Below are 10,006 nucleotides of genomic sequence, written 5' to 3' on the forward strand. Positions count from 1 at the left end.
GCAACCCGAAACTTGTCCGAAGATCGACGGTGACCGCCAGCGTCACCAACGGCCGCGCGCTGCGCTACGCCGAAGGCTCCGCGCGCGGCCTCCTACACCATGTGTTGGGACACTGCCTCTGTCCTCTGCGGAAAATAGCTTGTCTCACTCTTAGTCTACTGCAGCGGTGGGTTCGGCAAATGGAGATTTGGCCCTCGCTTGAACATGCAAAGCCAACCCCGGCTCAGGCCGACCAACAGGACTGCCCCCCATGGATACAATGATCGAACTGCCGGCCCTGCGCCGGTCGGCGGAGCTTGCGCCGAACAGCGTCGACAATGACGCGCGCACCGTCGAGGTGATCTGGTCGGCGGGCGCCCGCGTCCGTCGCGCCAGCTTCTTCGGCGAGCCCTATGACGAGGAACTGAGCCTCGATCCCGCCCATGTCCGGCTCGAACGACTGAACGCGGGCGCGCCCTTCCTGAAGGTCCATGAGATCGACACGCTCGACGCCGTCATCGGCTCGGTCGTGCCGGGTTCGGCCCGGATCGAGTACGGCCGCGGCGTCGCACAGGTGCGGATCAGCGAACGCGCCGACGTCGAGCCGATCTGGCGCGACATTCAGGCCGGGCACATCCGGGCCGTCTCAATCGGCTATCAGGTCCACCGCTTCGACATCTCGAAACCCGATGGCGGGCGCGAGCTTTGGCGGGCGGTCGACTGGACCCCGTTCGAGATCTCGGCCGTGCCGGTCGGTGCCGATCCCGCCGCGGGCTTTCGCGCCAAGGGCGAACATCACGACTGCGTCCTCCATCGCCGGGACGCTGAAACCAGCGAAGGAGCATCCCCCATGACCGACAAGACGACCCCGGCCGCCCCGGCCGACGACACCCCCGACACGGCAGCGACCGAGGAGATCACCATGCCCGACGACAAGACCGGCGCGCCCGAGGCGCAGACGCGCGCGGCAGAGACGCGCAGCCAGCCCAAGGCCCCCAAGCCCGAGGCGCCCGATACCGAAGCCATCGCGACCCGTGCCCGCGAGGCCGAGCGCGACCGCGTTTCCACGATCTATGATCTGGCCGGGCGGCTGAACCTCGAGCGCAGCTTCGCCGAGGATCTGGTGAAACGCGGCGTCAGCGTCGACGAGTCCCGCCGCCTGATCCTCGATCAGGTCGCCGCGAAGTCCGACGAGACCCGGACCTTCCCGCATGTCTCCGTGCCCCTCGGCGGCCGCGACGAGCGCATCACCCGTCGCGATGCGGTCGCCAACGCGCTCCTGCACCGCTACAGCCCCACGCTGTTCCCGCTGGAGGATGCGGCCCGCCAATATCGCGGCATGACGCTGCTGGAACTCGCCCGCGAAAGCCTCGGAAACTCCGGGGTCAACACGCGCGGCCTGTCGCGTGATGAGGTGGCGACGCGCGCGCTGCATTCGACATCGGACTTCCCCGAGATCCTGTCGGCCGTCACCAACAAGACCCTGCGGCAGGCCTATGACGCCTATCCCCGGACCTTCTCGCTCTTCTGCCGCCAGGTGCTGGCGACCGACTTCAAATCCATGCACCGCGTGCAGCTCGGCGAAGCGCCGCAGCTTCTGGAAGTGGGCGAGAGCGGCGAGTTCAAGCGCGGCACGCTGGGCGAGAGCAAGGAAAGCTACAAGGTCAAGACCTACGGCCGGGTCGTGGCGATCACCCGGCAGGTGCTGATCAACGACGATCTCGACGCCTTCACGCGCATCCCGGCGATGTACGGCAACTCGATTGCCCAGCTGGAGAGCGATGTGGTCTGGGGGATCATCACCGCGAACCCGGCCATGGCCGACGGCACGGCGCTGTTCCATGCCAATCACAAGAACCTCGCGGGCACCGGCGCGGCGCTGGCCGTCGATGCGGTGGGGGCGGCGCGTGCGGCGATGGCGCTGCAGACCGGGCTCGACAAGAAGACGGTGCTGAACATCCGTCCCGCCTTCCTGATCGTGCCGGCCGCGCTGGAACTGAAGGCCGAGCAGCTGGTCGCCCAGAACCTCGTGCCCGCCGCGACCTCCAGCGTGGTGCCGCAGTCGATCCGGACGCTCTCGCCGATCAGCGAGCCGCGCCTCGACGCGGCGAGCGCCACCGCCTGGTATCTGGCGGCGAGCCCGAACCAGATCGACACCATCGAATACGCCTATCTCGAGGGCCAGCAGGGTGCGTACATCGAGACCCGCAATGGCTTCGATGTCGACGGCGTCGAGATCAAGTGCCGCCTCGACTTCGGCGCCAAGGCCATCGACTGGCGCGGCCTCTACAAGAACCCGGGCGCGTAAGGCACGAATCCTGAACCCTGAAACGCGGGCGGTCCTGACGGGCCGCCCTTCGTCTTTCCACGAGGATCCTCCCCATGAAAAACTACGTCCAGCCCGGCAATACCATCACCCTGATCGCGCCCTATGCCGTCGCCTCCGGCGATGGCCTGCTCGTCGGCTCCATCTTCGGCGTGGCGGCAGGCACCGCCGCCCTCGGCGAGAGCGTCGAGACCGCGCTCACCGGTGTCTTCGACATCACCAAGATCGGCTCGCAGGCCTGGACGGCCGGCGCGAAAATCTATTGGGACGACACCAACAAGCGCACCACCAACGTGGCCACCTCGAACACGCTGATCGGCGTCGCCATTGAGGCAGTCGCGGGTGGGGCCGGTGATACCATCGGCCGGGTGCGGCTCAACGGCAGCTTCTGATGACTGCCTTCGCCGCTGCCGTGGACGCGCTTTTTGCCGATCCGAATATTGGCAGGGATGCTATCTACATGCCCGAGGGCGGCGCGCCCGTTCTGGTGCGCGTCGTCGCCCGGCGCGCGGATGCCATCACCGACTATGGCGATGCGCGGCTCTGGTCTGAGACCACGAGGATCGACCTGCGAGTGGCCGAGGTTGCGAATCCGCGTCCTGGTGATCGTATCGAGATCGAGGGCGACGCCTTCCTCATCCAGGGCGAGCCCGTCCGCGACCGCGAGCGGCTGGTCTGGACCGTCGATCTGAGGCCCGCATGAGGCTGAAGCTCGACATCGATCCCGACATCGTCGCGATGATGCATGCCGAGGTGGTGGCGGGCGAACGCGCCGTGACCGCCGCGATGCGCGAGGCCGGGACCGGCCTGAAGGCCGCATGGCGCTTGCAGGTCACCGGCGCAGGGCTCGGCACCCGCCTTGCCAACACGATCCGCAGCCAGACGTTTCCGAAGGCAGGCGAGAGCCTGGACGCCGCCGCGCTCGTCTGGTCCCAGGCCCCGATCATCGTCGGTGCGCATGACACCGGCCCGCTGATCCGGTCGAAGAACGGTTTTTGGCTTGCCATCCCGCTGCCCGCCGCAGGCAAATCTCTGCGCGGTGGCCGGATCACCCCCGGCGAATGGGAGCGGCGACGTGGCCTGCGTCTGCGCTTCGTCTATCGCCGGACGGGCCCGAGCCTGCTGGTCGCTGAGGGGCGGCTGAACACCAAAGGCCAGGCAGTCGTGTCGCGCTCCAAGACCGGACGCGGCAAGGTCACCGCGCCGATCTTCCTGCTGGTGCCGCAGGTCAAGCTGCCGAAGCGGCTGGACTTGGCGCGGGATGCAGACCGGGCGCTAGACAGTGTGCCGGGGTTGATCGTGGCGAATTGGGTGGAGGCGAAGATTTGATCCGCGCCATGACAAGAGCGGCTTCATGTCAAGCCCACAGACGCCAGCGCGACACCGGCCAGCGCACAGCCCGCAAGGACCGTCACGGCGCCCAGCCTGAAGCGGAACACCGCCACAAGCGCGGCAAGCACCAGTGCCGCAGCCGCGAGGTTCACCGTCGACCAGACGGGCACATCCAGATCGAGGCCGTACGCTGTAACGGTCTGCACCTCGTCGAAGACGACATGCAGACCGAACCAGACGGCAAGGTTCAGGATGACGCCCACCACGGCCGCGGTGATGGCGGTCAGGGCGGCGGTCAGCACCGCGTTGTCGCGCAGACGCTCGATGAAGGGCGCGCCGAGGAAGATCCACAGGAAGCAGGGAACGAAGGTCACCCACGTCGTCAGCAGCCCGCCGAGCGTTGCCGCCATCAGGGGCGACAGGCCGCTCGCCTCGCGGAAGGCACCCATGAAGCCCACGAACTGCGTCACCATGATGAGCGGGCCGGGCGTGGTCTCCGCCATGCCGAGCCCGTCCAGCATCTCGCCGGGAGCAAGCCAGCCGTAGTACTGCACCGCCTCCTGCGCGACATAAGCCAGCACCGCATAGGCGCCGCCGAAGGTCACCACGGCCATGACGCTGAAGAAGCCCGCGATCTGCGAAAACACGTTCTCTGGCCCAAGTACCGCGAACAACAGTCCAACCGGCGCCAGCCAGAGCGCGAGGAACACCCCAGAGATGCGAAACGCCCAACCCCTGTTGACCTGCGTGTGATCAGGCGATTCCTCGCCCAGCAGCGTATCGGCGTCGTCGACCTGGACCTTGCCGACCTTGCCGTGTCCGTCGCCGCCATGGAATGCGGGCAGGCCCGCACGCGCGCCGAAGAACCCGATCAGGCCAGCAACGAGGATGATGAGCGGAAACGGAATGGCGAAGCCGAAGATCGCCACGAACGAGCCCGCGGCGATGGCGACCATCGCCCCGTTCTTGAGCGCGCGCGATCCGATGCGGATGACCGCCTGCACCACGATGGCCAGCACCGCCGCCTTGAGCCCGAAGAACAGTGCCTCGACCGGGCCGACATTGCCGTAGAGCGCATAGATCCAGCTGAGCGCCATGATCGCCACGACGCCGGGCAGCACGAACAGGACGCCCGCGATGATGCCGCCGAGCGTCCGGTGCATCAGCCAGCCGATATAGACGGCGAGCTGCATTGCCTCCGGCCCCGGCAGGAGCATGCAGTAGTTGAGCGCATGGAGGAACCGTTTCTCGCCCAGCCAGCGCTGCTCCTCGACGAGAATGCGGTGCATGAGCGCGATCTGTCCGGCTGGGCCGCCGAAGCTCAGGAGGCCAATGCGGGCCCAGGTCCGGGTGGCCTCGGCCAGAGTGGGGTAAGCGCGGTCCTGCATCATTCTGGCTTCGGCTTGTTGGTCGGCCAGTTGTGGGTCTCGTCGGTGGCGTCCCGTGCCCAGCGATAGAAGGCGTCGTAGAGCAGCATGCCGGCGTCGAGCTGTTCCAGATCGTCGGAATACATGCGCGACAGGCCAAGCGACGCAGCCAGCAGCCCCGCCGCCTCGGGCGCGAGGTCGAGCCGGGCGGTGTCCGCCCCGCGGACGATGGTCGCGAGCCGGTCGAGCGCCGGAATGGTCAGGCCGAATTCGGCCAGCATCACGTCGAAGGTGCAGAGCTCGTCGCGATGGCTCCAGAACACGCCCTCGATGTCGAAGGCCGTTGCCTCGTAGCGTTCGGCGACGCCCACCACCTCGGCAGGCGCGACGAACAGGATGATGGCACGGGGATCGAGGAAGCGCCGGATCAGCCAGGGACACGCGATGCGGTCGATCTTGGGGCGCGACCGGGTGACCCATATGGTGCGGCCCTGCGCATCGCGCGCGGGCAACTTCGCCGGATCGATCAGGGGCAGTCCGGCCGAGCGCCATGCTTCGAACCCGCCCTCGAGATATTCCGAAGGGCAGCCCTCGGCGCGCAGCCAGGCGGCCGCGCCCTGAGAGCGCCGATGGCCGGCCTGACAGACGGCGATCGAAGGCTGGCCGCCGAGCTGTGGCGCGAGGGCGGCGAGCGCCTGGTCGTCGACCCGTACGGCGCCAGGGAGCAACCGTGGGTCTGCGGCGAAATCCTCCTCGGACCGCACGTCGAGCAGGAGCGGCGCGCGGGGGGTTCCGATGATGCGGGTGAGCTTGTCGAACGAAATGGCATTGGGCGCAGGCATGTGCGTTCCTCCGTCGCCGGGGTTAAACAGGAACGCGATCTTCGGCTGGCGCCTCGTGGGGAGCTCGCAATCCCCATGGGTCCAGTTACCGGAAACGCTCTGAAACTGTCAAGAATTGCAAAGGTCAAGCGAGCAGCGCTCGTGCAACTCCAGAATCAACCGGACGCTCCATGCCCACTCATCGCGAAACCATCCTCGCCGCGCTGCACGCGCGGCTCTCGGCGCTTCCTGCCACCGCCCTGCGCGGCGAGGTGCTGCCCGAGCGCGTGCCAGCCGGGGGGCTGCTGATCCTGCGCGATGGCGAGCCGGGCGAGCCGGAGGTTACTCTGTCGCCGCTCGCCTACCACTACCAGCACCGCGCCGAAATCGAGGCGGTCGTGCAGGGCGCCGCCCGTGACATTGCCTTCGACACGCTGACCGCCAGCATCGGCGCGGCACTCGCCGCCGACCGCACGCTGGGCGGGCTCTGCGACTGGGTCGAGGCGGAAGCGCCACGGCCCGTCGATCTGCCGGTCGAGGGCGCGGCCAGCCTGAAGGCGGCGGTCATTCCGGTCGTCTTGCATTATTCAACTGACGATCCGCTTGGGTGAACCTGCGGCCAGCCTGAAGGCCGCGTTCGGCGGGACGACAGTCCACTGGACTGTCATCTGATCCGCCTCACTCCCTGTGGTGCTGCACTATTCCACGGCCGATCCGCTCGGCTGATCCCGACAACCCGAGGAGAACACCATGGCACGAGCCCAGGGGGCGCGGGCGCAGATGGCGCTTGCGTTCGAGACCGTCTATGGCACGCCGCCCGCAGGCGGCTTCACGAAGATGCCCTTTGCCAGCACCACGCTCGGGGCGGAGCAGCCGCTGCTGAACTCGGAGCTGTTGGGCTACGGCCGCGATCCGCTGGCGCCGATCAAGGATGCGGTGACGGCCGACGGCGACGTCGTCGTGCCGCTCGACGCCGAGGCCTTCGGCTTCTGGCTGAAGGCGGCCTTCGGCGCGCCAACCACCACGGGCACCGGCCCCTGGACGCACGAGTTCCAGTCGGGGTCCTGGACGCTGCCCAGCATGTCTATCGAGACCGGCATGCCCGAGGTGCCGCGCTACGCGATGTATTCCGGCTGCGTGCTCGACCAGATCAGCTGGCAGATGCAGCGCTCGGGCTTGCTGACCGCAACGGCACGGCTGGTCGCGCAGGGCGAGACGGTCGGGACCACGACGAGCGCGGGAACACCGGCCGCGCTGGAGCTGAAGCGCTTCGGCCATTTCAACGGGGCGATCACCCGCAATGGCACCGCACTCGGCAACGTGGTCTCGGCTGAAATCACCTATGCCAACAATCTCGACCGGATCGAGACGATCCGCTCGGACGGGCGCATCGACGGAGCTGACCCGTCCATCGCCGCGCTGACCGGCCGGATCGAGGTGCGCTTCGCCGACCAGACGCTGGTGACGCAGGCCATCAACGGCGAGGCCTGCGAGATGGAATTCGCCTACGTCCTGCCCTCGGGAGAAAGCTTCACCTTCACCGTGCACGCCGTCTACCTGCCGCGCCCGCGCATCGAGATCTCCGGACCGCAGGGCGTTCAGGCGACCTTCGACTGGCAGGCGGCGCGCGACAGCGTCGTCGGCCGGATGTGCACCGCCACCCTCGTGAACGATGTGGAGACGTATTGATGCTGACTCTCGACCTGACCAAGTCCCCGCGCTGGCATGATCTCGCCCCCGGCGTTCGGGTGCAGTTGCGCCCGCTGACCACCGCTCTGATGGTGGCGACCCGCAGCGACCCCGTAGTGGAGGCGGTGCCCGAGGAGGCTTCCGACGAGGAGCGCGCGGTCGCCTTCGCCAAGGCTCTCGCGCGCCGCGCTGTGCTCGCCTGGGACGGTATCGGAGATGCAGACGGCAATCCCATCGACCCCAGCCCCGAGGGCATCGACGCGCTGCTCGATGTCTGGCCGATCTTCGAGGCGTTCCAGCTGACCTACGTCTCGACGGGTCTGCTGCTGGAACAGGAAAAAAACGCCTCCGCGCTCTTGCCGAGTGGTCCTTCGGCGGGGGCGAGCGATACTGCCAAGCCTGCGCACCCTACGAGGGCCGCGAGCAAGCCTGCCCGGACTGCCCGGCGCGGCTGAACCGTCCGGAAACGCCGGAGGGCTGGCAGGTCTGGGACCTGGTCGGTCGCCTCGGTGGCCAGCTGCGTATGCTGCCGGGTGCCGTGATCGGCTGGGACATGTCGGCGGCGCTGGCGCTCGGTGAAGCCCTAAGCGTGCCGCCCGTCGTCATGGCCGAACTGCTGCCCGTCATCGAAGCAGTGATGGTGGCCAAGCTCAACGAACAGATGGAACGCCCCGATGGCTGAAAAGCGTGTGTCCGTCCGCCTCGCCGCGGTCGGCGGCCGACAAGTGCGCGCCGAACTGGAAGGCGTGGGCGAAGCCGGGTCGCGGGGCTTCGGACGGCTGAGCCGCGAGATGGAAGCGGCGAACACCCGGCTGGCGGCCTTCTCGCGACGTGTTGCGGTAGCAGCCGCCGCTGCCGTGGCCGCCGCTGCCGCCGCGGGCGTGGCGATGATCCGGTCCGGGCTGCAGACCGTCGATGCGCAGGCCAAGCTCGCGCAGTCGCTCGGCACCACGGTGGCCTCGATCCAGACGCTGGAGCGCGCGGGCGAGCTGGCGGGCGTGTCCATGTCCGGGATCGAGCAGGCCACCAAGGACCTGACCCGCCGTCTCAGCCAAGCGGCCGCAGGGACCGGCCCCGCAGCCGACGTGCTGGACAGGCTGGGCCTATCGGCAAATGAGTTGATCGCCCTGCCGCTGGATCAGCGTGTCGGTGCGATCAACGCCGCCATCGAGAGCTTCGTGACCGCCGCAGAACGCGCGGCCGTCGCAGGACAGCTTTTCGGCGAGGAAGGCTCCATCGCCATGTCGCGGATCGACACCGCGACGCTGCGCCAGGCGACCGAGGACGTCCTCGCCTTCGGCGTTGTCGTCTCGGAGCAGGATGCCGACCAGATCGAGCGCACGAACGACGCCATCTCCCGGCTCGGGCTGATCTGGCGCGGGCTCTCGAACCAGCTGGCCGTCGCCGCGGCCCCGGCGCTCGAGGCTGTCGCCAACGCCATGGCCGCCATCGCCAGCCGCACCGGGCCGCTCGGCATCGCCATTCGCGGGCTCTTCGACAATATCGGCCGCCTGACCACCTATGTTGGGACCTTCGCAACCTTCCTCGCGGGCCGCTGGGTCGCCGGGCTGGCCGCTGCCGCGCTGTCGGTCCGGGGGTTCGCCACCGCGCTCGTCGTGTTGCGCGGGGCGCTGATCCGCACAGGCATCGGTGCGCTGATCGTCGGCGTGGGCGAACTCATCTATCAGCTGTCCCAATTCGTTGCCCGCGTGGGTGGGGTCGGCGAAGCCTTCCGGCTGCTCTCCGATCTGGCCTCCGAGGTCTGGTCGCGCATCGGGCTCGCACTCGACGCCGCACTGGCCCGAATGGCGGCCGGATGGGAGGGGCTGAAGGCCGCAGCACTCTCGGCGCTCGACGGCACCGTCGCGGGCGTCGTGGGGTTTGGGGACCGCACTGTCGCGATCTTCCAGGGCGCCTATGACGGCGCGGTGGCGATCTGGGGCAGCCTGCCGGGCGCCATCGGTGACTTCGCCTACCAGGCCGCAAACGGGCTGATCGGCGGGGTCGAGGCGATGCTGAACGGCGTCGTCAAGCGTATCAACAGCTTCATCGAGACCCTGAACGCCGCGCTGGCCCTGCTGCCCGAATGGGCGACCGGCGAAGGCGGTGTGCGGATCGGCACGCTCGACGCGGTGGACCTGAGCCGGATCGACAATCCGTTCGAGGGGGCCGCGACGGCGGCGGGTACTGCAGCAGCCGATGCGTTTTCGGCGGCGCTTGCTCGGACCTATATCACCCCGCCCGATCTCGGGCTGGGTGCCATGGCAGAGGACGCACGCGCCCGGGCCGATGCCTATCGCGAGGCCGCTGGCATGCTGACCGATGCCGCGACCCGGCCGCTTGCCGCCTGGCAGGCGCTGAAGGATGCCGTGACCTGGACCTGTCGCGTATTTGTGCCGCTCCGAGTGCTCGTTTAGGCCACGTGGCGTTCAAAGGCCAAGGGGCTTTTGCCTCCCAATGCTGAGTGCCGACGGCGCGGGTTATAGAAGCCG

The 10,006-nt window shown here is 68.2% G+C and carries 10 protein-coding genes and 1 pseudogene; 9 read left to right on the top strand and 2 right to left on the bottom strand.

Annotated elements, in window-relative coordinates; all coding sequences use genetic code 11:
• Nucleotides 1-250 precede the first annotated feature (250 nt).
• The 4 genes from GL284_RS20690 to GL284_RS20705 all read left to right on the top strand — a co-directional run bounded on the left by GL284_RS20690 (nucleotide 251) and on the right by GL284_RS20705 (nucleotide 3,634).
• Nucleotides 251-2,287: a prohead protease/major capsid protein fusion protein gene (locus tag GL284_RS20690; RefSeq protein WP_155046302.1), complete on the top strand. Its 2,037-nt coding sequence runs from the start codon at nucleotides 251-253 to the stop codon at nucleotides 2,285-2,287.
• Between the two features lie 74 nt (nucleotides 2,288-2,361).
• Nucleotides 2,362-2,697, top strand: coding sequence for a DUF2190 family protein (locus GL284_RS20695; protein WP_155046303.1), 336 nt, complete (start codon nucleotides 2,362-2,364; stop codon nucleotides 2,695-2,697).
• Nucleotides 2,697-3,008, top strand: coding sequence for a head-tail joining protein (locus GL284_RS20700; RefSeq protein WP_155046304.1), 312 nt, complete (start codon nucleotides 2,697-2,699; stop codon nucleotides 3,006-3,008). Before GL284_RS20695 ends, GL284_RS20700 begins: the two co-directional genes overlap by 1 nt.
• Nucleotides 3,005-3,634: a DUF6441 family protein gene (locus tag GL284_RS20705; protein WP_155046305.1), complete on the top strand. Its 630-nt coding sequence runs from the start codon at nucleotides 3,005-3,007 to the stop codon at nucleotides 3,632-3,634. The genes GL284_RS20700 and GL284_RS20705 overlap by 4 nt, the downstream gene beginning before the upstream one ends.
• A 23-nt stretch (nucleotides 3,635-3,657) precedes the next feature.
• Here the strand turns inward: GL284_RS20705 and chrA are convergent, their stop codons facing one another.
• Both chrA and GL284_RS20715 read right to left on the bottom strand, forming a co-directional pair.
• On the bottom strand, nucleotides 3,658-5,028 hold the full coding sequence (gene chrA / locus GL284_RS20710; RefSeq protein ID WP_230383229.1) for a chromate efflux transporter: 1,371 nt from the start codon (nucleotides 5,026-5,028) through the stop codon (nucleotides 3,658-3,660).
• The gene (locus GL284_RS20715) at nucleotides 5,025-5,846 is read right to left on the bottom strand and encodes a chromate resistance protein ChrB domain-containing protein (protein WP_155046306.1); all 822 of its coding nucleotides are present in this window, start codon (nucleotides 5,844-5,846) and stop codon (nucleotides 5,025-5,027) included. Before GL284_RS20715 ends, chrA begins: the two co-directional genes overlap by 4 nt.
• A 170-nt stretch (nucleotides 5,847-6,016) precedes the next feature.
• Between GL284_RS20715 and GL284_RS20720 the strand changes: the two genes are divergently transcribed.
• From GL284_RS20720 to GL284_RS20735, 5 genes and pseudogenes are all read left to right on the top strand, one after another.
• Entirely contained in the window at nucleotides 6,017-6,436 is a 420-nt protein-coding gene (locus tag GL284_RS20720) for an acyl-CoA transferase (RefSeq protein ID WP_155046307.1), read from the top strand.
• Nucleotides 6,437-6,575: 139 nt separating this feature from the next.
• The gene (locus GL284_RS20725) at nucleotides 6,576-7,514 is read left to right on the top strand and encodes a phage tail tube protein (protein WP_155046308.1); all 939 of its coding nucleotides are present in this window, start codon (nucleotides 6,576-6,578) and stop codon (nucleotides 7,512-7,514) included.
• Nucleotides 7,514-7,969, top strand: coding sequence for a hypothetical protein (locus GL284_RS20730; RefSeq protein WP_155046309.1), 456 nt, complete (start codon nucleotides 7,514-7,516; stop codon nucleotides 7,967-7,969). Before GL284_RS20725 ends, GL284_RS20730 begins: the two co-directional genes overlap by 1 nt.
• Before the next feature lie 68 nt (nucleotides 7,970-8,037).
• Nucleotides 8,038-8,196: a DUF7697 family protein gene (locus GL284_RS21405; RefSeq protein WP_196216825.1), complete on the top strand. Its 159-nt coding sequence runs from the start codon at nucleotides 8,038-8,040 to the stop codon at nucleotides 8,194-8,196.
• Nucleotides 8,189-9,889 (top strand): annotated as a pseudogene (locus tag GL284_RS20735) (phage tail family protein); the annotation flags it as partial. The gene GL284_RS21405 and the pseudogene GL284_RS20735, both read left to right, overlap by 8 nt.
• Nucleotides 9,890-10,006: the final 117 nt, after the last annotated feature.

The organism is Paracoccus shanxieyensis, from assembly GCF_009711265.1.
Classification (GTDB): Bacteria; Pseudomonadota; Alphaproteobacteria; order Rhodobacterales; family Rhodobacteraceae; genus Paracoccus; species Paracoccus shanxieyensis.

Excerpts from the sequence above, each read along its gene's own strand:
- GL284_RS20690 (WP_155046302.1), top strand. The coding sequence starts at position 251 with ATGGATACAATGATCGAACTGCCGGCCCTGCGCCGGTCGGCGGAGCTT.
- GL284_RS20695 (WP_155046303.1), top strand. The coding sequence starts at position 2,362 with ATGAAAAACTACGTCCAGCCCGGCAATACCATCACCCTGATCGCGCCC.
- GL284_RS20700 (WP_155046304.1), top strand. The coding sequence starts at position 2,697 with ATGACTGCCTTCGCCGCTGCCGTGGACGCGCTTTTTGCCGATCCGAAT.
- GL284_RS20705 (WP_155046305.1), top strand. The coding sequence starts at position 3,005 with ATGAGGCTGAAGCTCGACATCGATCCCGACATCGTCGCGATGATGCAT.
- chrA (WP_230383229.1), bottom strand. The coding sequence starts at position 5,028 with ATGATGCAGGACCGCGCTTACCCCACTCTGGCCGAGGCCACCCGGACC.
- GL284_RS20715 (WP_155046306.1), bottom strand. The coding sequence starts at position 5,846 with ATGCCTGCGCCCAATGCCATTTCGTTCGACAAGCTCACCCGCATCATC.
- GL284_RS20720 (WP_155046307.1), top strand. The coding sequence starts at position 6,017 with ATGCCCACTCATCGCGAAACCATCCTCGCCGCGCTGCACGCGCGGCTC.
- GL284_RS20725 (WP_155046308.1), top strand. The coding sequence starts at position 6,576 with ATGGCACGAGCCCAGGGGGCGCGGGCGCAGATGGCGCTTGCGTTCGAG.
- GL284_RS20730 (WP_155046309.1), top strand. The coding sequence starts at position 7,514 with ATGCTGACTCTCGACCTGACCAAGTCCCCGCGCTGGCATGATCTCGCC.
- GL284_RS21405 (WP_196216825.1), top strand. The coding sequence starts at position 8,038 with ATGCTGCCGGGTGCCGTGATCGGCTGGGACATGTCGGCGGCGCTGGCG.